The 22,633-nt window shown below is 57.9% G+C and carries 16 protein-coding genes and 1 tRNA gene; 2 read left to right on the top strand and 15 right to left on the bottom strand.

Annotation, left to right across the window (positions count from 1 at the left end; genetic code table 11):
- Positions 1-120: 120 nt before the first annotated feature.
- From VH599_11350 to gyrA, 3 genes are all read right to left on the bottom strand, one after another.
- On the bottom strand, positions 121-606 hold the full coding sequence (locus VH599_11350; GenBank protein ID HEY7348896.1) for a zinc ribbon domain-containing protein: 486 nt from the start codon (positions 604-606) through the stop codon (positions 121-123).
- A gap of 97 nt (positions 607-703) precedes the next feature.
- Positions 704-1,114 (bottom strand): YraN family protein, encoded by a 411-nt coding sequence (locus tag VH599_11345; GenBank protein HEY7348895.1) that lies wholly within the window; start codon positions 1,112-1,114, stop codon positions 704-706.
- 289 nt (positions 1,115-1,403) lie between these two features.
- Positions 1,404-5,495 carry a DNA gyrase subunit A gene (gyrA, locus tag VH599_11340; GenBank protein HEY7348894.1) on the bottom strand — a complete coding sequence of 1,364 codons (4,092 nt, stop codon included), beginning with the start codon at positions 5,493-5,495 and terminating at the stop codon, positions 1,404-1,406.
- Positions 5,496-5,972: 477 nt separating this feature from the next.
- On the opposite strand from gyrA, the gene VH599_11335 reads away from it, so the two are divergent.
- Both VH599_11335 and VH599_11330 read left to right on the top strand, forming a co-directional pair.
- Positions 5,973-6,536: a hypothetical protein gene (locus tag VH599_11335; GenBank protein HEY7348893.1), complete on the top strand. Its 564-nt coding sequence runs from the start codon at positions 5,973-5,975 to the stop codon at positions 6,534-6,536.
- A 51-nt stretch (positions 6,537-6,587) separates the two neighbouring features.
- A complete protein-coding gene (locus VH599_11330; GenBank protein ID HEY7348892.1) occupies positions 6,588-8,114 on the top strand; it encodes a PH domain-containing protein in 1,527 nt (508 codons plus the stop codon).
- A gap of 4 nt (positions 8,115-8,118) precedes the next feature.
- On the opposite strand, the gene rlmD is transcribed toward VH599_11330, so the two are convergent.
- From rlmD to uvrC, 12 genes are all read right to left on the bottom strand, one after another.
- Positions 8,119-9,456: a 23S rRNA (uracil(1939)-C(5))-methyltransferase RlmD gene (rlmD, locus tag VH599_11325; protein ID HEY7348891.1), complete on the bottom strand. Its 1,338-nt coding sequence runs from the start codon at positions 9,454-9,456 to the stop codon at positions 8,119-8,121.
- A gap of 266 nt (positions 9,457-9,722) precedes the next feature.
- Entirely contained in the window at positions 9,723-10,718 is a 996-nt protein-coding gene (locus tag VH599_11320; GenBank protein HEY7348890.1) for a polymer-forming cytoskeletal protein, read from the bottom strand.
- Positions 10,715-11,413 (bottom strand): zf-HC2 domain-containing protein, encoded by a 699-nt coding sequence (locus tag VH599_11315; protein HEY7348889.1) that lies wholly within the window; start codon positions 11,411-11,413, stop codon positions 10,715-10,717. Before VH599_11315 ends, VH599_11320 begins: the two co-directional genes overlap by 4 nt.
- A complete protein-coding gene (locus VH599_11310; protein ID HEY7348888.1) occupies positions 11,385-12,083 on the bottom strand; it encodes a sigma-70 family RNA polymerase sigma factor in 699 nt (232 codons plus the stop codon). Before VH599_11310 ends, VH599_11315 begins: the two co-directional genes overlap by 29 nt.
- Before the next feature lie 118 nt (positions 12,084-12,201).
- On the bottom strand, positions 12,202-14,307 hold the full coding sequence (locus tag VH599_11305; GenBank protein ID HEY7348887.1) for a thiamine pyrophosphate-dependent enzyme: 2,106 nt from the start codon (positions 14,305-14,307) through the stop codon (positions 12,202-12,204).
- Positions 14,308-14,562: 255 nt separating this feature from the next.
- A complete protein-coding gene (locus tag VH599_11300; protein ID HEY7348886.1) occupies positions 14,563-15,522 on the bottom strand; it encodes a Rieske 2Fe-2S domain-containing protein in 960 nt (319 codons plus the stop codon).
- A 359-nt stretch (positions 15,523-15,881) separates the two neighbouring features.
- Positions 15,882-18,347 (bottom strand): leucine--tRNA ligase, encoded by a 2,466-nt coding sequence (leuS, locus tag VH599_11295; GenBank protein HEY7348885.1) that lies wholly within the window; start codon positions 18,345-18,347, stop codon positions 15,882-15,884.
- 163 nt (positions 18,348-18,510) lie between these two features.
- A tRNA-Ala gene (locus tag VH599_11290) sits at positions 18,511-18,586 on the bottom strand.
- Positions 18,587-18,883: 297 nt separating this feature from the next.
- A complete protein-coding gene (gene dtd, locus VH599_11285) occupies positions 18,884-19,375 on the bottom strand; it encodes a D-aminoacyl-tRNA deacylase (protein HEY7348884.1) in 492 nt (163 codons plus the stop codon).
- A 51-nt stretch (positions 19,376-19,426) separates the two neighbouring features.
- Positions 19,427-19,759 (bottom strand): FmdB family zinc ribbon protein, encoded by a 333-nt coding sequence (locus VH599_11280; GenBank protein ID HEY7348883.1) that lies wholly within the window; start codon positions 19,757-19,759, stop codon positions 19,427-19,429.
- Positions 19,760-19,961: 202 nt separating this feature from the next.
- The gene (locus VH599_11275) at positions 19,962-20,492 is read right to left on the bottom strand and encodes a peroxiredoxin family protein (protein HEY7348882.1); all 531 of its coding nucleotides are present in this window, start codon (positions 20,490-20,492) and stop codon (positions 19,962-19,964) included.
- Positions 20,493-20,538: 46 nt separating this feature from the next.
- The gene (uvrC, locus tag VH599_11270; GenBank protein HEY7348881.1) at positions 20,539-22,605 is read right to left on the bottom strand and encodes an excinuclease ABC subunit UvrC; all 2,067 of its coding nucleotides are present in this window, start codon (positions 22,603-22,605) and stop codon (positions 20,539-20,541) included.
- Positions 22,606-22,633 lie beyond the last annotated feature (28 nt).

The raw sequence follows: 22,633 nt of genomic DNA, 5'->3' as shown, positions 1-22,633 counted from the left end.
CATCTGACTGACCGACTCTCTTACGCAGAACAGCCTACAAGGACTCTACTTCCCCTTCTTCATTGCGATGGTGGGACAGGCTACCATTCGGGCAGCCTGTCCCACGCGATCTCTCAAAAGCTAGCGCAGCCTGGCCCCGCACTTATTACAATAGAGCGCCTTTGCGCGCACTGGCTCTCCACAAGTGGGACAGGGAGCCATTTCTGCCGCGCGGCCTGCGCCTGCCGAAGCCCCTGCCGCCCGATTGGCGGCCTTAGAGGTCGAGGCCGCGCTGGCGGCATCTCCCATACCCGGCCTGGCCTCCTGCGCTCCCTGGTACATCTCGGAGCGTATCTGCTCAAGTTCGGCGCTCTTGGTGGTCATCTCACGCTCAATTTCCAGGATGCGCTCGCAGTACTCTTGCAGCCGGGGGTCCGTCAGTGCTCCCTGACGATACATCATCAGGACCGTGTTGGAGAAATCAACAAGCACCTGCTCGCGGGATTGCTTGAGGGTGTTAATCTCGCCCTGCTTCGCTTGAGTACGTCGCAGCTTATCGGCTTCCCAACTTACCCGGCTGATCCCCTTCCCTATCTTCTGTTTGGCCGTTTCAATAAAATCGCTCATTATGGTTTGTCCTATCTCCCGGTTCCGCGAGCAGAAAATCTCAGGCGCTCCTGGAGCCGTTGGCGCTAGTCCAGATGCTTTCAGGAAGAAAGATGGATTACTCAGCACTGATCGCGTGGCGATACACACGCACTTCCTGCAACCTCCCCGCTGGAGTCAACGCGACCGCCACCACATCCACCCGCCAGGAGGCATCGGAACATTCCTCCGCAGCCAGATAGGTCTGCGCAGCGGCAATCAACTTACGCTGCTTGGCAGCCGTAATCGCCTCTTCTGGCAAACCATAAGCATCGCCTCGCCGCGTCTTCACCTCCACAAAAACAATATCTCCACCTTCTTCTGCGACAATATCAATCTCACCCGCCTGACAGCGATAGTTCAACGCCCGCACCAGATACCCGGCCTGCCGCAGCCGTTCGGCGGCTAGCCGCTCGCCAGCATTACCCAGACGCTTGCGGCTATCTCCTGTTTCTGCCTGGTGTGCGCCTGTCTGTCCCTGCCCAGCCATACTTCTGTTGCCCTCACATTGGCAGGCAGTCTGCATTCTGCCTACCATTCACAGCGCCCACCTCGCGGGGTGGGTGTCGCCGCACTGCTAACCGTCCTTCCATGCAGTATAACACGTGCGCGTCATCGTCAGCTATAGTACCAATAACGCTTGCAGGAGAGCGACGGTTGCATTGCTCTCCACTCTCTTAATATATACGACAGAGGCGCGCCAGGGTTTGGAAACCCGCGCCAAAAGACCAGGGCTGGCCTGCCAGCCCTGGTCTTACTGTTCAGAGATTCTCGAACAATTAGTTGCCGGAATCAGTCGGAAGCATCGCGTCGGCGGCATCAACCCACAGTCCGTCGCTATCGGCTACCCCATCCAGGCTATCATCCAGGCCATCTTCCTCGTCGCCATGCTTACCATTTGTCGTCGCAATGGCAACCACTTCATCCCCCTGAGCCAGATTCATCAGCCGAACGCCCTGCGTAGGCCGCCCCGCCTGAGCAATATTCTGCACATCCTGGCGAATGACCGTCCCGCCAGTCGAGATAATCATCAGATCGTTATCATCGCTGCTGATGACCCGCGCCGCCGCAATGGGGCCGGTCTTCCCCGTCAGGCGCATCGTGCGAACACCGCCGCCGCCGCGCCCCTGGGTAGGATATTCGGCGAGCGGAGTCCGCTTACCATAGCCATGCGCCGAAACCACCAGTAATTCAGCGTCATCACGAACGGTGTCAAGCGTGACCACACCATCCGCCTCATCCAGACGAATACCGCGCACTCCGCCACTTGTGCGCGATGCCGAGCGCAGCGTTTGCACTTCAAAGCGAATAGACTGCCCAAGCGCCGTCACCAGCACGACCTGATCTTTGGCTTCGGTGCGCTTGGCGCCAATCAACTCATCTCCCTCTTCCAGGTCCATCGCAATCAAGCCGGTACGCCGCACCACCGCAAACTCATCCAGGTTGGTCTTCTTGACCTCGCCACGCCTGGTTGCCATCACCAGAAAATCTCGTGCCTCGAACTTGGGCACACTCACCACCGCCGTCACCATCTCGCCCTGATCAATGCCAATCAGGTTGCGCAGGTGATCCCCCTTCGCCTGGCGTCCCACGTCGGGCAGTTCATGCGCCGTCAGTTGGAAGACCCGTCCCTTGTCGGTAAAGAAGAGCAGGCCATCATGGGTATGGGCCACCAGCAAATGGCGCACCGTATCATCTTCGTGCGTCACCATGCCCATCTTGCCCTTGCCGCCGCGCCGCTGCGCGCGATAGGTGTTGGTGGGCAAACGCTTGATATACCCCTTCTCCGTCAGCGTGACTACAATCTCCTCATTGGGAATCAGGTCTTCTTCGGTGAACTCGCCCGCCTCAGCGTCCTGAATCTCTGTGCGACGCGGATCGCCATACTTCTCTTTGAGATCGGTCAGGTCTTGCTTAATCAAGCCGCGCACTTCGCTGATATTCGCCAGCACCTTTTGGAAGTAGGTGATATTCTTCTTCACCTCGGCCAATTCCTCGGCAATCTTCCGCCGTTCCAGGGCGGCCAGTCGGGCCAGGCGCATATCCAGCACCGCTTTTGCCTGCTCCTCAGAAAGCTTGAACTTCGTTTGCAGGTTACGCGAAGCCGTCTCGGAAGACTGCGAGCGACGGATAGTCTCGATGATCTCATCAAGATGATCGAGGGCAATCTGCAAGCCTTCCAGAATATGTCGCCGCGCCTCAGCCTTCGCCAGATCGTGGCGCGTGCGGCGGGTGATGACTTGCTCGCGGTAGTGAATGTAGTGCTGAAGAATCGCCTTGAGCGTCAGCACACGCGGCTGGCCGTCCACCAGCGCCAGCACATTGGCCCCAAAAGCCGTTTGCATCGAGGTATATTTGAAAAGCTGGTTGAGAATATTGATATGCCTGGCATCACGCCGCAGTTCAATCACCACGCGAATGCCCTGGCGATCTGATTCATCGCGCACGTCTGAGATGCCGTCAATCTTCTTATCGCGGGCCAGTTCGCTGATCTTACGGACGAGATCAGCCTTATTGACCTGATAGGGCAACTCTGTGACGATGATGCTCACCTTGCCGCGCTCGGTTTCCTCCGTGTGCGCCCGCGCTCGAATCACAATGCGCCCTCGGCCACTGGCGTAGGCGTTGCGAATCCCCTCGCGCCCCTGGATGATGCCGCCCGTCGGAAAATCGGGGCCGCGAATGATGCGCCCCAGGTCTTCAACCGTCGCGTCGGGGTGGTCAATAAGGTACGTAATGCCGTCGCACAGTTCACGCAAGTTGTGTGGTGGAATATTCGTCGCCATTCCAACGGCGATGCCCGCCGCCCCGTTTAGCAGCAGGTTAGGCAGGCGGGCGGGCAAGACGACAGGTTCCGTCTCGTGTCCATCATAATTGGGGATAAAGTCTACCGTATCTTTACCAATATCCGCCAATAATTCATCAGCGATGGCGGCCATCTTCGCCTCAGTATAGCGCATGGCTGCTGGTGGATCATCATCAACCGAATTGTGAACGAACACGCCATCAGCAAGCAGGAAGTTGTGATGCCGCTCAACGGTAATGTCATACACATCTTCCTGCTCGACCAGCCGACGTATTGAGACAACCCGATGGTTGTAGCGCATTGCTCCCGCAAGCAATTCTTCCCAAGAGTCGAAGTAGGTAATCGCCTTCTTATAGGTTGGAATCCAGTTGGCATCGCGCCGAGCATCATAGATTTCTGGTGTTACCTGTCCATCTGAAGCTTCCTTCAGGAGCCGTGATACATACCCCGTAATCTTTTGCCGCATAACCTGGCGACGATATGCCGGGCTATTCCAGTTGACACGGAGAACCTCGGCAGCCTTTTGAGTTAGTTCCCCCATCATCAAAGGGTTCTCAGCAACACGTCGCTGATTGCTGGCCTGGACACCTGCACGCTGGGCTGCTCGAAACTCCGCTTGCATCCACTGGTGGGCAATTTTGGCCTGGTGCATCTCACGGGCATCTGAGTTGCTCCACATCACCTGCGCCATACGCGAAAAGTGCTGAGGCCCAAACTTCGCGCGATAAGCAGGATTGTCCCAGGCGGCCTTTACTCCAGCCGAAACCTTAGCGCGGACAGCTTCACTTGCCATCGCCCTGATAATAGCTGCGACAATTTCTCTACGCTTAGCGTCATCGCCCCACATTTCGCGGCTCTTCTCAGAAACAATGCGTGATACATTCGTGCGCTGCTCAGGTGTCAAAGGGCGCTTCTCAATCCCACGAAGCGCATTACTCATGCGTTCTCGATAGCCCTGATCTTGCCACAGCGCACGCATCCGCTCTGCCATTTGTATACGAAGCGCAGGCTCAGCAGCATATCGCTTCTGCAAGGCAGAACTCACCCGCAAGCCATTCGCCTGACGGAATACATGGAGCTTATTTTGACGAACCATAGGCTCGCGGCGCTGCTGACGGGCCTGCGGATTCTGTTCATAGTAGCGGCGAATTCCAGCCCGTTGCTCCACCCGAAATTGCGGATTGCTCCAGAGCGCGCCGACCTGCTCGGCATGTAAATGCAGATGCGCCAGGAAATCCATCCGCTCGATATTGGTAGGCCGATTATCGAAGCGGTTGAAGTTCTTATGATGGCGTACATAGGGGCCAGTGAACCACTGCACAGCGCCTTGCTCGGCATTGAAGGCATCGGCCAGATGATGTACGAACTCGTATGTCCCAGAGGCAGGCTGCATCACCCGTAGATACTTGCTCATGCCCTCTCGTACAGATGCCGTATCAAAATACCCAGGCATGAGGCTATCATCAGCCGTTAGATATTGCGCCTCTTTGTAGGCGCCGTCGCGCAGCATAAAGCGATGATCTGGCGTGCAGCGAATCCTGGCGCCATTATCCAGCGCCACCTCCACCAACTCAGCCTGCCGTCGCGTGACCCGCGCATTGTGTCCTGCACCAATAACAATGCGACCATGAGCATCTACAGAGTAGACGTAAAAAACCTCATCAGATGGCAATTCCGCAAGCTCGGCAAAACTCTTCTCGGTCCCATCAAGGAGCGAGATTTTGGTATCGCTGGTGAAACAGCCGAAATTGCCCTGCCCCAGCACCAGCGGATAGCGCATATTCCAGGGCTGCGCCAAGCGCACCAGCGTATCATAGACCGCCACATCACCATGAGGGTGATACGACTTCAGCACCTCGCCAACGATACCTGCGCATTTACGGAAGGACCGCGACGATTGCAGTCCCATCTGATCCATCGCATAGAGAACACGCCGATGCACCGGCTTCAGGCCATCGCGCACATCGGGGAGCGCGCGGCTGACAATCACACTCATTGAATAATCCAGATAGGCGCCCGTCATTTGTTCGACAATGCCTACTGGCTTTACAATACCAAGTTCCATACGCGAGCAACCCCTTCTTCACGCTCATAGCAAAAGCGAAGAAAATCAGAGAAGAGAAAGAAAAGTTCTCCACAGGCTGACAACAGGTACAGAGATTGCCTGTTTGTGGCGCGCCTTGTCCACGAAGATACATTCTGTAAGCGCCGCCCCAATGTGGTAATCGTCTCTTCATGAGCAGTCAAAAACCCGCTGCCTCTCATCATCCAGGCAAGGAAAGAACAGCGCCCAGAAGCCATATCATCCTACTTTATTATACCACAAACCCACTCACCACCAGGACAGAAAGGTGATTGCCTGATCGACTGTTACCCTACTCAGGCAGCCGATACATGCTAGAATCCCTTGATTGTCAGCGGCAGTATGGTATGATATTTGCAAAGGTACGTTCCGGCCTGTAGATGCACGCCGCCGATGTTCAAGTCGCCTGCCTTAAGGCATTGGAGCCACACGCGCTGGCAAGCGTGATGGGGGGCATCCGTGTATATCACATCCAGCGAATGTTTTTTCGTAATTATCCTCATAGCCGCCTTTATCGGCCTCTGGCGGGGCTGGATACGTGAAGTAATTACGACAGCTATTTTGCTGGGAGTCATCCTCTTCCTCATGCTGGGTGGCTCAGGGATACTGTATCAATTTATCTTTGTCAACCTGGTAAATGCCTTTCGCGCTTTGTTCAGCGGAGACAGCATCTCAGCAGCGAACTCCAATACCGTAGCGCCGCTCTCAACCCAGGGCGATTTTCTGTTTACTCTGTTGACCTTTGGTGGCCTCACCACCGTTGGTTATCTGGTTGGACATCGGGCAGGTAGGCCGCCAACCGCTGCCAGCCATCGGCTGGCCGGTGTGATACCGGGGATCGTCAACGGCGCTGCCGTCGTCTTCTATACCACTCGCAGCATTATCCCCAATGCCGATGTAAGTGTGCAAGGCCCAAACGCAGCCACCGCAAGTAATTATCTGCCCGTCATTTTTGGCATCGCCCTGCTGGCAGTCGTAGGAATACTCGTTGTATTAAGTACCAAAAGCAAAGCAAAGAAATAACCAAAGGCAAGACCGGCCATCTAACCAGGCGCTCACAGAGGACGTACAGTGATGAGCAGCGCTACACCAAACCCACCAGGCGCCGCTAACGCTCCCACAGCCAGGCGTGGACTACGCAGGGCGTTCTCCAGACAATCACAACAATCTCAGCAGCCTTCCAGACGGTTTTCGGGACAGCAGGCCGACGAGAGAGTGATCTTTCTCAAAAGGAAGCACTGGTGGTTCCTCATCAAACCAGGCTGGCCGGCTATTACGCTGCTGGCCCTGCTGATCGGCGTTATCATCGCGCACCTCGTCACCCCACCAACGTATGCGCCAATCTGGGTGCTGGTGGAAGCAGTGATCGGCGTCACTTTCCTCATCTTCTTGCTGCGTTGGGCCTTTACCGATGTCGCCGACTGGTGGTTTCATGTCTACATCTTGACCGATAAACGGATTATCCTCGCTCATGGTTTGCTGCAACCCCAGCGCAAAGAAGCGCCGCTTGATAAGATTCAACAGGTCTACGCCGACAGGCGCGGCTTGTGGCAGTACCTGCTCAACTATGGCGACATCATCCTTCCCACTTCTGCTGGCCCCCTTGAGGTGCGTGGGATCGCCGATACGCGCACCATCGTTGACACCATTTTGGAGAGCCAGAGTCAATATGCTGCTGGACACAAGGCGCCTGCCGAGGTACCTATCAAAGATGAGACCTTGCGCCAGGTCATCGAAGACCTGGCAAAACCCACCGTCATTGCTCCACCACCCTCACCGGACCCGCCCCCCAGGCCGGGCGTCGTGATCACTCCGGCGCGCACTTTCGGTGGGCCGCTGCGCCTGAGCAGCAAAGTCCGCTATCACCCCGATGAGCGCACCGTCCAGTATATTCAGCGTCACCCCTATGTCTTCTTCCGCAAAGCGGCGCCAGGGGGCATACTGATTGTACTGTTGCTTATACTGGTACTGGTCTTTCACTTCTTCTTCTGGCCGCTCTTGCTCATCGGCTCAGTGCTGGGCCTGGGCTGGATCGGCTTTTGTTACGTTGACTATGTTGACGACGTGTACATCCTCACGACACATCGCGTCATTGACATCGTGCGCGGCGCGGCCATCTTCTTCGAGGGCCGCGCGATTGTCGAATACAGCAAAGTACAGGATGTTATTGTGGAAGTCCCCTCAGTCGTCGCGCGCACCTTTGACTTCGGCAATGTGCGTGTGGAGACCGCCGGGCAGCAGCAAAAGGTGCGCATGAAAGATGTTCCCAATCCTTTTGGGGTTCAGGATGCCATCTTTCAGCGCATCAATGCCGTGAAAGAGCGCGATTCCATCAATGCCGCCAACAAGCAAAAGGCCGAGTTAAAAACCTGGTTTGCGGTCATGGCAAACGCCTTGTACGAGCGCCGCGCGCCAGATCTGATTGGCAAATCATTCGAGGAAGCCGCTGACATGCTCAGCAAGCAGCAGCTTGTGCTGCGCGTCATGGGGGAGCAGCGGTATATCGGTCTGCCGCCAGGCCACGTCCTTCAACAGACCCCTCCGCCCGGCGCTCTGCTCACTCACGAGGGGCAGGTACACATCATCCTGAGCAAGCTCTGACGCCTCAGATGCGTACCCGCTCTAACAATGAGACACTCTCGATATGGGCGGTCTGCGGAAACATATCTACCGGCTGGACCGCTGTAAGGCGGTAGGCGCCATTGGAGGTAAACAAGGCTATATCGCGCGCCAGGGTGCTGGGGTCGCACGAGACATAGACCAGCGCGCGCGGCGCCATTGCCGCCAATGTGGAGAGCGCGCGGGGATGGCAGCCTGCGCGAGGCGGATCGACCAACACGGCATCAAATCGTTCATTCTGGTGCTGAAGCTGCCCAAGCGCGCGCTCCAGAACCCCCTCCAGAACCGTCAGGTTGGTCAGATTATTCAGGGCGGCGCTGGCGCGCGCGTCAGCAACGGCGCTCGGCTGAGATTCTACCGCCACCACACGAGCAGCGCGTTCGGAGAGGAACACAGAAAAAAGTCCTACCCCACTATAGCCATCCAGCATCGTTTCGGTGCGCCTGGGATGGAGCAGCCCAATAGCCCTCTGCACCAGCATAGGCGTCTGGGTCGCGTTGACCTGAAAAAACGAGCCAGCCGAAATGCGGAATTGATGGCCCAGCACCTGTTCAATCAGGTGGTCCTGCCCAACAATCACGCGCCCGCGCCCTCCGGCCAGGCCCACAATCACAACCCCCGCCAGGCCAGGAACCGCAGCCATCAGCGCCTCAGCCAAGCCCTGTGGTCCATTCACCTCACTCAGATCAGCGGCTGGGCGCGCCTCCACACTCAACAGAGCCTGGGCGGCATCAGAGGTTGTCGGACTGGCCGCCACACGCACCGTAAACCGCTCGACCTGCTGACCAACACTTTCCCCCCATTGGGCAAGCAGCCAGGAACGTACACTCTGATAAATCTCATCCAACACCGGATGCACAATAGGACATTCGGTCATATCCAGCACATCATGGCTGGCAACCTTGCGAAAGCCGATAGCGCCATCCATTCCAACAGCAAACTGAGCGACAGTCCGATAGCGCCAGACATCCGAGCCAGCGGGCATTCCCTGGGTCGGCTGCACAGGCGGGTTCGGAGCCTTCCCCAGACGGATGAGGAGCTGGCGCAGAATGCGCGCTTTCCAGGTCAGTTGAGCCGGATAGGCCAGATGTTGCCACTGAAAGCCACCCGTCTCACTGAGGTCAGGATAGCGCGGAACCACGCGGTCTGGCGACGCCCGCAGAATCTCCACGATCTGGGCGCGCGCATAGGCGCGGCGCTCTTCCGTAATTTCAGCGCGCACCACTTCGCCAGGAATGCCTCCGGGAATGAAGACCGCGCGCCCCTCATAGCGACCTACCGCATCACCCCCGTGAGCCAAATCGGTTAGTTCAATCTCTATCATGCGTCCACTGCCAGCCTTGACGGCATCCGGCGCAGGTGGACTACCCCTCTTTCCACCAAACGCCACGGGCCGGGATAGGCGTCCCCCTGGTCAACCCAGGGGGGATGCCTTGTGCATTCTATCACACATTACCACGAGCTGTCTTGTGTTTTTTCAACAAATAGTCAAGAAGGGTACAGGAAGGAGGAGAAGAGTAGAAAAGAAGGGGTCGCCTCTCCCCTGACCATTGTCGCTTTCTCGCTGTTAGCGACAATCCTGGCCTGCGCTTACGCAGCCGGGCGGCGTAGTGAGGAGGGCCTCCAGCGCCTGGAGCCAAAGCGGCTCAGCAAGGTTGCCCCGACACCCAGGATGGCGATGAAGATGCTGAAGAGCAAGCCCACAAATGGGACCGATTCGATGAACGTCAGGATAGCAACACCAACCATTGCGGCCACAACAGGCGAATAGTCGCGCCGGGCAATCCGATGCAGTACCGCGCGCCCAATCAGCCAGCCAACCGCAACATTGCCCATAATAGCCCCTACAGCCAGCGCCAGAACTATGGCAAGCGTCACCGGGATACCAATAATGGTCAGCGCCAGAATGACCGCCAGGATCAGGCCCAGCACCCAACTGAGCGCGCCAACCGCCAGGCTGCGGGGCAGGCGGCTAAACATAATCTCGCCAACCCGCAAGGTGCGCTGGGGGAACCAATGAGCCAGTGCAGCGGCAATCAGCACCCAGACGATGGTACCCGCCACCGGAAAAGGAAAGCCAAACGGACTCAAAAAGGGCAGGTTGGTCAGACTAAAACTGTTGGGGTGATTACTGTCAATATCCCCCTCCACACGCGCGCCCGGCGCTTTGGTAATCGCGCCGCCATACGATTGCACATCACCACCGACATACGCCGTGTCATCAAGCTTCACCCCGCCGCCATAGCTGGCGACATCGCCTTCCACCAGACCAGCAATCTCCACATGACCACCATAGCTCTTGATGTCCCCATCCACTATCCCGGACGATGAGACGTTCACATTGCCACCATAAGTGGCAACATCACCTGTCACATGTCCAAGAATGACCACATTGCCCCCGCACGCTGTAATGTCTTCGGCAGTCTGGCCTGGGGAGACCGTGATGTTGGAGCTAGAGGTGTTGCTGGCGCCCCCACAGGGATGCCAGGAACCAAAGAAAGAGCTTGCCCCCGCGATCAACCCCACGCACAGACAGAGGAAGAGCAGCGCCCCACCCCCCAGCAGCACGAACCGATGGCGCCTCATGATTCAACCTCTTCGTACCCCTGATGGCGCTCATACTCCTGATGGCGCATGAGCCGGAACCAGAGGACCGCCAGCGCCACATAGCCAACGGCCACGCCCGCAAGCAGAAACTGGTTATCGGCAAAAACTGAGAGCATCGCCACCAGCGAAGCAAGCGCCGCAGCGAGACCTCCGAGAACCTGGGTTCCAGCAGCGAAGAGTTGGGCAGCCAGCGCGGGCTGTGTCAGCAAGACAGCAAGCGCAATAACCCCAACCATGACGGCGAAGACGGCAAGCAGTACTCCAGAAAGGACCACGCGCGGCGAAGTCCTCCACACACTCAGCATGCTCGCATTCCAGCCGACCCAGGGGCCAAACGGTAAAATCACGCCTGCTGGCCCTTCCTCGATCTGGGCGGTTTGCCCTTCACGCGCGTCTCCCTGAACGCTGTGATTAGCCGCACTTTTTTGCTGCTGCGTGGCAATCGCAGCCATCACCGAAGCCGTGAAATCAACCGAAGGTCCGCGCTTGAGTTGCGATTGCTCGGAGGCGCGTGTCAACCAGACTTCGGCGCGATACAGGTGTCGCCAGTGCGTGTGGCAAGAAGAGCAGGCGGCCAGGTGCGTCTCAAGGACGCGGCGGTCTCCCTCAGAAAGCTCTTTATTGAAATGAGCGGGCAGCATGCCCCTAACCTGCCGACAACGCATGATAACCATCCTCCTCCTTCTCATCTTCTTTGATGTGACGGGCCAGGAGTTCACGCGCGCGATGGAGCCGCGCCTTCACCAGAGCTGGCGTAAGGTTCAGCGCAGTGGCGATCTCCTCATACGAAAGATCTTGCCAGTAGCGCAAGACCACAACCGCGCGATACTTAGAAGGTAACTTCGCAATCAACTGCTGCATCTCATCTTGCTGCTCCCCCTCAAGCGCCGCTTCCTCCGGGCCGGTATCGTTATCGGCCAGCCAGTCGAGGAGCGGAACATCTTCCAACGGGAGCGCCAGAAAACGACGACGACGCAGTTGGTCAATCGCCAGATGCGAAGCGATAGAAAGCAGCCAGGTGCTAAAACGATGCTCGGACTTATACGTGCCTAGCTGCGTATAGGCGCGCACAAACGTTTCTTGCGCCACATCCTCAGCTTCAGCAGCATTGCTCAGCATCCGATAGGCGACATGATACACCGGGTCTTTATAGCGTTCCACTAGCTGGGCAAAAGCATCTTGTTCACCGGCGAGCGTGCGCCGCACCAACGCGGTATCCTCGACATGCTCTATCGTGCCGGTCATCGCAGCACTCCCTCGCCAGCGTTCGTCTTCAGCCTTGCGGTATGCCCCGCTGGGTCGCCCTGTGGCGAGCCGGGCAACCATCGCTCCTACGTGTGCCACCCTCGCGCCCTCCTGTCTTTTTGAGGGGTTTTGATTTGCATATACTGCCAGGTATACGCAGCGCGGGAGGCAAAGTTGCATATCGAATAATTTTTTTGCAAGAAACGCTCTCCGAAGATTACTCTCGCGCCAGGCGGATCATGGTTTCATAAATATCCTGCGCAGTTGGATAAAAAGCCATCTCCTCAGCCGCATTGTATGGCGCGGCAGGCGCGCGAACCGCAGCGATGACCTCTGGCGTGCAGTCCAACTCCCAGAACAGCTTTTGCGTAATCCACGAATGCACGTGCCGCGCAAACGGCGCCAGATCAGCTTCTTCCGTCACCACGATGACCCGGTTCGCCGCGCGCACCGCTCCCGCAATCGTCTCTTCGTCCAGCGGCATCAGCGTGCGCAGGTCTATGATCTCCACCGACTCGCCCGGATACTCCGAAAGATAGCGCGCCGCCGCAATCGCCGATTCCAACGTCATCGTCCCCCAGGAGATAATTGCCAGCGCCGACGGACCACTCCCCAGGCGAATGCGCCGCGCCTTGCCCAGCGGCTCGGTATAGTAGCCATCAGGCACTTCCCATAGTTCGGCAAGCTCAGGGATGAACTCGCCGTTGGGGTCTTTCGGCGGGTCTGAGCGATACAGACGCCCACGCTCCAGATACACCACTGGCGAGGGCGAACGCCCGGCCTCCAGCAGCAGCCCCTTGGCGTCATAAGGCGTGCTGGGGCAGACCGTAATCAAACCAGGAATATCGGTAAACCACTGCTCGCCCGCGTTGGAATGCCCAAAAGCGCCGCCGCCGCTGCCAGCATCAGAGATCGGGCCGCCGCCGCCGCTGCCAGACTTCATCCGCAGCAGCACCGGGCAGTTCCAGTCGCCGTTGCTTTGATAGAGGATGCGCGCGCCCAGCCGCAGCGTCTGCGCCGACGACTGGTGATAATCCACAAACTGCACTTCGCCGCAGCGCGGGCGACCGGCGGCCATGCTGGCCCCGGCAGCAATGCCAACGATGACCTGTTCGTTCAGGGGGCTGCTAATCGCCGTTCCGGGGAACTGCTTCACCATCTCCTGAGTCGCGCCAAAGACGCCGCCACGCGGGCTGCCAACATCCTGCCCATACACAAAGAAGCCGGGATCGCCCTGGCGCAGTTCAACCAGCGCCTCGTTGATCGCCCCCAGCATATTCATCTTGCGGCGATTGCCCGCAGGCGGATGCGCTTCAGGCGTTGGCAGCGTTAAAACGTGCTGTAGCACGCGATCAGCGCCGACATCCGGCTCCTTCAGCACTTCTGCCTCGGCCCGCCTCACCGCGTCCTTCGCCTCTTTCTGAATCTGCTCTATCTGCTCTTCGGAAAGATAGCCCCTCCGAATCAGCGCGCGCGCGGTGTTCTTCAGCGGATCTTTGTGGGCAAAGGTGTCCTCAATATCCTCAACAGTGCGATAGGCTTTAATATCGGTGCTGCTTGAATGCGGGTCCAGCAGGCCCGTATGCAGATGGATCAGCGCCGGGCCTTTGCCGCTGCGCAGTTCCTGAGCAATCTCGCGCGTCTTCTCATACGTCTCCAGCGCGTTCGTGCCATCAACATCAATAGCAATGGCTTCAGCCGCTCGCGCCCAGGCAACCAGGTCTCCGGCCCACTGCACCTGTTCTTTCTCATCATGATGGGTCGTAATCGCCCAGCCATTATTCTCCACCACCATCAGCACCGGCAGTTTATGCACCGTCGCCTGACGGAACAGGACATTAAAGTCATTGGTGGCAACTCCGCCATCGCCAGTGCAGAACAGCACGATGCGTTTGCTGCCATCGCGCTTGAACGCGAAACCAACCCCGCCTGCAAACGGCGCCAGCCCTGAGACTTCGCTGAAGGTCGGCAGAATATGGAATTGGCGGCTGCTGTAGTGGGAGGGCATATTGCGCCCCGCGCCCATCGGGCCGGTTGCCCGCGAATACGCCTCGCGCAAAGGGCCATAGAGGTCTTTGGTACGCTGAAGCCAGCCCGCCAGATCACGATAATAGAACGCCAGCCAGTCCTCATCATCGAGGGCGGCCACAAGCGCGGCCATACTTTCATGTCCAGCGCAGCCGATATAGAACGGGAATCTGCTCTGCGTCTTGCGAATCTTCAACAGTTCATTCATGGCGCGCGCCAGCGCCATTGTTCGATAGAGTTCAACCGGATCAAGGCCGCCTTTGATCTCTGCTGGGGCTTTTCTGCTAATCGCCATTCGCGCCTCCATGTCTACGCTGACACTATGAGATGCCGCTCCGAATCGCCTGATGGGTTTGGGGGGTGGAATGTTTGCTTCAAGAGACGTTGAGAGGCCACCGCCACTTTCTTTCTCAGGATAGCAGATACAGAGCCAGACTGCAAGAGAAAGAGCGGCGAGCAATGCGCTTACCCGCGTGTTGCTCGCCACTCGATACCTGGAGAAGAACAGAAAAAAAGCCTGAGATGGCGCTGTGGACAGCGCCGAAGAAGCTCACGCGCGGCGCACCTCAACCTGCCCATCGCGCACCCGCGTCTCGAAACGCGCCTGTGGGAAGGTCGCTGGCCCACCACGTACCTCGCCATCGCGCACGCGGAAGCGTGAGCCATGCCAGGGACACACCACCACATCCCCTTCCAACGTGCCCTCATCCAGCGGCCCGCCTGCGTGTGTGCAGGTGGCGGCAATGGCGTAGATCGTCCCCTGCAAGCGCACCAGCAGCACCGGCATGCCGTTGGCCTGCGCGCGTACCAGCTTCCCCTCCCCGACAGCAGCCTCTTGAGCCACCGCGACAAAATCTTCCGGGCTTTCCTGCCAGGCCGTATGATTGACCTGCGTTCCCTTCCCAAAAACCATCTCGCCGCCCAGATAAGCGCCCAGCAGCAGGATCACCAACCCGATAGTAGAAAGGATAAATCCTGAAAATTGATTACCAGTCAGCCGCAGCACCAGCGCAACCACATACACCAGGGTGGCAATGGTATTCACAATCCCATGCGCGATACCAACCCGCCGCTCGCTGCCATAGGTATCGTTCCAATCAATCGTGCCGCTCAGGACCGACAAGACAGCCCCAACCAGACCTACAATCAGCAGGATGTTAGAGGCCGTAGCCGTCCCGGAAGATCGGTTCGTGGCAAGCCAGATAATATCCAGCACCAATGTCCCCAGCCAGGCTCCAACTGGAATATCCGTTAGCGCCGGATGCAAGGGATGGCCGAGCGATGTGCCATGAGAAAGGTTCTTGAGCCAGCGCATTGGCGGCCCACCAACCCTCAAGGTCCAGCCAATAAACTTTTGCGTGCCATCGCCAAAGCCTTCGAGCCAGTTCTGGCTATCAATAGAACGTTCGATGACTCGCCGGAACATCGGTCCCTGATAGGTGGGCTTTCTTGGAGGCTCCGCCACCGCAGTGCTTTCAGCCGCCGTAGACTGTTCCTGGGAATCGGACATAAGATCGCTCCTTCTCTGCAAAATTTCTGGTGACGTTTTGAGGAGAATCGCAGCAAGCCTTCCCTGGCTGCTTGCGCCCTATCTTAACAAAAGCGGCCAACAGGCGCAAGGCGTCTGGCTCTTGCTATGCGCGCCCGCCCAGACAGAGCGTAGATGGACAGAGCATCCTTCATCAGCCAGGGTGTCGTCCCTGCTTTTCTGCTCTACATTCTTCTACGTTGGGCAGCTACATCCTGACCAGCTAACATCCTGACGCGATAGATGATGGCAAAAGGACTGGCCCGACGCCTTGTACGACGGGCCAGTTTTCTTCCTGTCCTTTTGGACAGGTTCCCTCTTGAATGAAGAAGAAGGAGCAGTTACCCAACCAGATTTATCAGCTTGCCGGGCACATAGATCACCTTCTCTGGTTCTTTGCCTCCCAGCAGCTTCTTGACACGCTCGCTCGCCAGCGCCAGCAAGCGCACTTCATCCTCGCTGGCCTCTGCGGCAACCTCCAGCTTGTCGCGCACCTTGCCATTGACCTGCACCACGACAGTGACGACCGCATCTTGCGTCAGCGCCTCGTCAAAGGACGGCCAGGGATGCGTATGGATGCTCCCACCATGCCCCATGCTCTGCCACAGTTCTTCCGTAATGTGCGGAGCCAGCGGGGCCAGCATCGTCAGCAGCAGTTGAACCGCCTGGCGATATTCAGCGGTGCGAACCGCTTCCGTCTCGCGGGCCTTCATCAGCGCGTTGGTGAACTCCATCAGCCCAGCCAGCGCGGTATTGAAGCGCAGCCCCTCGTACTCTGCCGTGATGCGCTTGATAAACTTGTGCGTCGTGCGCCTGATCTCGCGGCCAATCTCCGTATCCGGTATTGGCGCGCCGCTGAACGCCTCAGCAGCATCCTGCGCCAGATTCCAAACCCGGTTCAGATAGCGCCAGGTACCCTCGATGCCCTGAATATTCGAGGTACCGCCCTGGTCGAACGGCCCTATAAACATCAGGTAGCAGCGCAGCGCATCCGCACCATAGGTATCCACCACATCATCCGGCGCGATCACGTTGCCGCGTGATTTCGACATCTTCTGCCCATCCGGCCCCAATACCGTTCCCTGATGATACAGGCGCATAAACGGCTCGCTGAAATGCAGCAAGCCCATATCGCGCAGCGCCTTGACAAAGAAGCGCGCATACAGCAGGTGCATCACCGCATGCTCAGCGCCGCCAGTATACATATCCACCGGCAGCCATCTGGCAATCTTTTCCTGATCCCACGCCTCCCGATCATTGTTGGCGTCCATATAGCGCAGGAAATACCACGAGGAACACAGGAAGGTATCCAGCGTATCGGTTTCCCGCGTAGCGGGTCCGCCACAGATCGGACACGTTGTATTCAAGAACGCGCTGTCATAGCGCAGCGGCGACTCAGCAGATTGCCGATACTGAACCTCATCGGGCAGCAGCACCGGCAGGTCTTCCTCCGGCACAGGGACCATCCCATCCTGTGGACAGTAGATGATCGGAATGGGCGCGCCCCAGTAACGCTGACGGCCTACCAGCCAGTCGCGCAGCCGATAACTGACCGCGTACTTGCCGATGCCACGCTCCTCACAGGAGCGTGTGATCGCCCTGATCGCCTCTTCCGGCGGTGTGCCATCGAACGGCCCGGAGTTAATCATCACCCCGTAGTGTGATTTTGCCTCGTTCCAGGTGGCCGGGTCGCTCGGCTCCTCATCCGGCGGGCAGATGACCTGACGGATGGGCAAGCCAAACTTGCGCGCAAACTCAAAGTCGCGCTGGTCATGCGCAGGCACACCCATCACCGCGCCTGTGCCATAGCCCATCAGCACATAATCGGCGATCCAGACCGGCACGCGCTCGCCGCTGACTGGATTGATGATGTACGCGCCGGTGAAAACACCCGTTTTCTCCTTCTCCGTACTCATGCGTTCGATCTCGGTTTCGCGCCGCGCCTGATCGATGTATGTCTCAACTGCCACGCGCTGCTCTGGCGTCGTGATGCGCTCCACCAGCGGATGCTCCGGGGCCAGCACAAAGAAGGTCACGCCAAAGATCGTGTCTGGGCGCGTCGTGAAAACCGGAACCTCCACACGCTCACTGCCAATCTCGGCTACAAAACGGATTTCAGCGCCTTCGCTGCGGCCAATCCAGTTACGCTGCATCGTCACCGTTTTTTCCGGCCAATCCAGCGCGGAGAAATCCAGCAGTTCATCCGCATAGTTGGTGATGCGGAACAACCATTGATCGATCTCCTTGCGAATCACCGGCGTGCCGCAGCGCTCGCATGCCCCATTCACCACCTGCTCATTCGCCAGCGTCGTGTTACAGGAGGGACACCAGTTGGCCGGAGCCTTGGTCCGATAGGCCAGCCCAGCTTTATAAAATTGCAGGAACAGCCATTCGGTCCACTTGTAATAATCGGGCAGGCAGCTAATGATCTCGCGGGGCCAGTCCCATCCGGCTCCCATCCGTCGGAACTGCTTCTGCATCTTCGCAATGTTTTCCAGCGTCCAGATGCGCGGCTGGGTCTTGTTTTTGATCGCCGCGTTTTCGGCGGGCAGACCAAAGGCGTCAAAGCCCATTGGCTGCGAAACGTTCCAGCCGCGCATGCGCATAAAGCGCCCGTGTGTATCAGCGCCCGTATAATGATACCAGTGGCCGATATGCAGATCACCCGATGGATAGGGGAGCATCGCCAGATTATAATATTTCTCCTTTGGCGAATTATCGGGCGCATAATAGATGCCCTCAGTTTCCCATTGTTCCTGCCACTTCTTCTCAATCTCGGCAGGCTTGTACTTCGTGCGCGTAATCATCGTGGCCTCCTCTCCGCATAGAGATACAGCAGAAAAAACCGATTGGCCCGCTCCTACCCTCAAAACAAAAACCCTTCATCCCAGACACCGGGACGAAGGGTTGCTTCGTGGTACCACCCGCGTTGGCAGCGCTCGGCCACACCAGCCGACATTCAGCAAAAGATGGTGGACCTGAGGGGACTCGAACCCCTGACCTTCTCAATGCCATTGAGACGCGCTCCCAGCTGCGCCACAGGCCCCTATCGAACCCTGTGCTGCTTCGCTGCGCGTCGGCATCGGTTCCACCGAGCGGCTGCCCGCTCATCAGCCCGCTATCGGGGGCTATCCGGCGTGGCTACTTGGTTCACCAACACTGCTCCCAGGCGAGTTCGGTCAGATAGTGTGAGCCTTGCACCAACCGGCTCACTCTCTGAAAAGGTTTGACCTACTACTCCTGTTCGTCGCATCGCATCTTCTGCAATTGCCCACATGGTGAGTCCGTTCACGGGTATGTTATTGCGATTGCCATAAGACTATACCATATCTCCGCTGGTTTTTCAAGAGTTTGATGGCAGCCCGCTTGATGACGATCTTCTGCTGCGCTGCCAATCCTGGCTATCGAGCATGATCGTCACCGGGCCATCGTTGACCAGTTCAACCTCCATGTGCGCCCCAAAGCGCCCACCGGCAACCGTTACCCCGCTGGCGCGAACGGCGTCCATGAACCGCTCGACCAGCGGCGCGGCAAGCTCAGGAGGCGCGGCGTTGATGAAGCTAGGGCGACGCCCTCGGCGCGTATCTGCAAAGAGCGTAAATTGTGAGACGACCAGCACGCTTCCACCGACATCTCGTACCGAAAGATTGAACTTTCCCTCAGTGTCGCCGAAAATACGAAGCTGGACGATTTTCTCAGCCAGCAGCCGGGCTTCTTCAGGGCTATCATTCTGTCCTACACCAAGCAGCACCAGCAATCCTGGCCCAATGCTACCCACTGGCGCATCTTCTACACGCACCTCTGCCCGGCTGACACGTTGAATGACTACGCGCATGCTATTCAGCAACCACAACCAGAAGAAGAAAGAAGAAAAAACAAGGTTTCCTCAGTCGGCAGCCGCAGTCGTAGGCGAGGGCGTGCTGCCGGAGCTATCGCTCTTGCTCTTGCTGCTCTCTGCCGCAGGATTACTCTCGCCAGACGCGTTCTTATCCCCTGATTCGCTTTTGCTGGCTGGCGAACTGCTTTTTTCACTTTTGCCGCTGGAGCCATTATCGGTTTTATAGAACCCCGACCCCTTAAAGACAATACCGGCAGGATAGAGAACGCGATGAATCTCAGCGCCACACGCTGGACAGACGGTCAGAGGATCATCGGTCATATGTTGCCAGGCTTCAAAACGGTGTCCACAGTGGCGGCACAAATATTCATACGTCGGCATCTTCGATCAGCCTCCCTGATCAGGATTGAGCGTCACGGCAGATCGCTAAAGCGCCGCCTTAGCGCCTGCCAGCTTTTCTGGAACAGAACCAGAGGCGAACACGTAATCATCCCTCGTGTTCCCTGCCTGATATTATAGCACAACAGCAAGGCAGCAACCAGCAGGGCCGCTGCTCAAAGAGATTCTTAAAGCCCGCTCGATGCTACTCCTGGGCTGCTTCACCCTCTGAGACAATCTCTCGCTCTGCCTCACGCAGCCGCGCCAGTTCATCCGCCAGCAGTTGCGTGCGCGGCCAGTCCTTTTGATTTGAGGCCACAAAGGAATAGCGTATCTGTCCCTTCGGGTCAATCAAGAACGCGCTGGGATGGGCCAGGCGATAGGCGTCCCAATTGAGGCGATTGTAGACTTCGAACCGCTTCATCACCTGGCGATCTTCATCAATCAGCATCGGAAAGGGCAGCGGGTTTTGTTCCAGGTATGCTGCCATCGCTTTGCGCGTATCCCCGACCACGCCGAGAATGACAGCGCCCTGATCGGTGAGCTTTGTGGATTCGGAGCGCAACTGCGCCCAATGCCTGCGGCAATTGGGTCAGATCAAGCCCCGAAAGAAGAGCAGCACGACCCATTGGCCGCGATAGTCCGAAAGGCTGACCAACTCTTCACCCAGCGCCGGAAGCAAACGAAAATCGGGGGCGGGGACACCTGCCGCCAGCCCTTTCTTGGGATTTGGCATTCGCAAACTCCAATGCCTGTGCTAAGCACAGCTTGTTGAGGGGCGATCACTCAGCGCCGTGGCGCGCCCCGATAAACTCTTTTACGCGCTCGGCGGCATCGCGGGTCATCCCATCGAGCGCCGCCAGTTCATCAACGCTGGCCTGGCTGATCGCCCGCGCCGAACCATAATGGCGCAGCAAGATTTTCTTGCGCTTGGGACCGATGCCAGGCACCTCATCGAGCAGCGACTTGAACGTCTTGCCCGAACGCACCTGGCGATGATAGGTAATCGCAAAGCGGTGCGCCTCATCGCGGATACGCTGAATCAGATAGAGGCCCTGCGAGCCACGAGGCAGAATCAGCGGCTCGCCAGCAAAAGGCAGCCAGAGTTCCTCGTACTGGCTGATGCTGCTGTGGTCCTCTTTTGCTACCCCGGCCAGCGAAACATCAATCCCCAACTCCTGCAAGACCGCCATCGCAGCGCCCACATGCCCCTTACCCCCATCGATCAGCAGCAGATCAGGCATGGCGGCCCAGGAATCCAGGGCAGCGGGCTGAGTAGCGTCGGCGCTGATCATATCGGCAGCGCCTGCCTCAGCAACCTGCTCAGGCCGCTCCAGGCCATCCCCTCCATACTCTTGAGCCAGTTCGGCGGCCACAGCAGTTTCTGCCAGCGCGGCCTCTTCCGTGTCCTGAACTTGCCCGGCTTTCGGCAGCCCGCGCTTGAAGCGCCGACGCAGCAGCTCTTGATGGCTGGCGTAATCGTTAGCGCCCTCCACCGTCTTGATACGGAAGCGGCGGTAATCGCTGGTCTTGGGTCGCCCATTCTCAAAGACAATCATCGCCCCAACCGAAGACGCGCCCTGGATATTTGAGATGTCGTAGCATTCGATGCGATGCGGAGGCGCAGGCAGGTTGAGCGCCTGCTGAATCTCTTCCAGCGCCAGCGCCGTTTTCTGACTATCAGAAAGCCACTTGATGCGCTGCTGCTCCAAAATCTCCTGGGCGTTCTGAGCCACCATCTCCACCAGCCGCTTCTTATCCCCACGCCTGGGGGCAGTAATGGCAACTGCCGCGCCGCGTTTCTGGCGCAGCCAGTCATTCAGCGCAGCCAGATCGTCTGGCTCATGTTCCAGGATCAATTCGTGGGGCACATGCTGGGCGACATCATAAAACTGCTGGAGGAACGATGCCATCACCTCGCTCGCGCTCGTATCGCGGGTTCCCTGCAAGAGGTAATACTCGCGCCCCACCAGCTTGCCGCCCCGGAAAAAGAAGACCAGCGCGCACGTCTCGTCATCCGCCCCCGCCAACGCGACCACATCCTGATCGCCGGGGCCGGTAGTCGTAATAATTTTCTGCTTCTCCAGCACCTGTTCCACCGCGCGCACCCGATCACGCAGCGCCGCCGCCCGCTCGAACTCCAGGTTCTCGGCAGCCAATTCCATTTGCTTCTTCAGATCATCCAACACCTGCTCGTGCTTGCCTTCCAGAAAGAGCAGCACCTGGCGGATAACCCCATCGTACTCCTGGCGAGACACCTTGCCCACGCAGGGCGCGCCGCAGCGGTGAATATAATACTGGGTGCAGGGGCGCGCCAGATATTTTGGCTTCCAGCCCGCCGGAGGCTCCTGATTGCGCGGAGGCGCCCAGGTCGCAGCGTCATAACGGCAGGTGCGGTAGGCAAAGAGCTTATTCAGCAGGTCCAGCGTGGCATCAACGGCCCCCGCGCTGGGGTAGGGACCAAAATAGCGGTTGCCATCCTGATGAAACGCGCGCACCCGATAGACGCGCGGAAAATCCTCCGTCAGCGATACCTTGATATAGGGATAGTTTTTATCATCACGCAGCAGGACATTGTATTTGGGGCGATACTGCTTGATAAAGTTGCATTCAAGGATCAGCGCCTCGACCTCGCTGCCCACGACAATAAACTCGATGTCCGCAATCTTAGCCACCATACTGCGATTTTTAGGGCTGAGATCGGCGCTCTCGGCAAAGTACGAGCGCACGCGCTGATGCAGCGATGTTGCTTTGCCGACATAGAGCAGCTTTCCGGCCTCATCCTTAAAAAGATAGATGCCAGGGCGTGTCGGGAGCGAATTGAGCGTTGCCTGAATCTTCTCGTTCATATACTCTTGAAGCTATTTGTGGTATGTT

Source organism: Ktedonobacterales bacterium (assembly GCA_036557285.1).
Lineage (GTDB): Bacteria > Chloroflexota > Ktedonobacteria > Ktedonobacterales > DATBGS01 > DATBHW01.
The sequence above is the reverse complement of the archived record's forward strand: the minus strand, read 5'-3'. Positions and strand labels throughout refer to the sequence as shown.

Excerpts from the sequence above, each read along its gene's own strand:
- VH599_11350 (HEY7348896.1), bottom strand. The coding sequence starts at position 606 with ATGAGCGATTTTATTGAAACGGCCAAACAGAAGATAGGGAAGGGGATC.
- VH599_11345 (HEY7348895.1), bottom strand. The coding sequence starts at position 1,114 with ATGGCTGGGCAGGGACAGACAGGCGCACACCAGGCAGAAACAGGAGAT.
- gyrA (HEY7348894.1), bottom strand. The coding sequence starts at position 5,495 with ATGGAACTTGGTATTGTAAAGCCAGTAGGCATTGTCGAACAAATGACG.
- VH599_11330 (HEY7348892.1), top strand. The coding sequence starts at position 6,588 with ATGAGCAGCGCTACACCAAACCCACCAGGCGCCGCTAACGCTCCCACA.
- rlmD (HEY7348891.1), bottom strand. The coding sequence starts at position 9,456 with ATGATAGAGATTGAACTAACCGATTTGGCTCACGGGGGTGATGCGGTA.
- VH599_11320 (HEY7348890.1), bottom strand. The coding sequence starts at position 10,718 with ATGAGGCGCCATCGGTTCGTGCTGCTGGGGGGTGGGGCGCTGCTCTTC.
- VH599_11315 (HEY7348889.1), bottom strand. The coding sequence starts at position 11,413 with ATGGTTATCATGCGTTGTCGGCAGGTTAGGGGCATGCTGCCCGCTCAT.
- VH599_11305 (HEY7348887.1), bottom strand. The coding sequence starts at position 14,307 with ATGGCGATTAGCAGAAAAGCCCCAGCAGAGATCAAAGGCGGCCTTGAT.
- VH599_11300 (HEY7348886.1), bottom strand. The coding sequence starts at position 15,522 with ATGTCCGATTCCCAGGAACAGTCTACGGCGGCTGAAAGCACTGCGGTG.
- leuS (HEY7348885.1), bottom strand. The coding sequence starts at position 18,347 with ATGATTACGCGCACGAAGTACAAGCCTGCCGAGATTGAGAAGAAGTGG.
- dtd (HEY7348884.1), bottom strand. The coding sequence starts at position 19,375 with ATGCGCGTAGTCATTCAACGTGTCAGCCGGGCAGAGGTGCGTGTAGAA.
- VH599_11280 (HEY7348883.1), bottom strand. The coding sequence starts at position 19,759 with ATGCCGACGTATGAATATTTGTGCCGCCACTGTGGACACCGTTTTGAA.
- uvrC (HEY7348881.1), bottom strand. The coding sequence starts at position 22,605 with ATGAACGAGAAGATTCAGGCAACGCTCAATTCGCTCCCGACACGCCCT.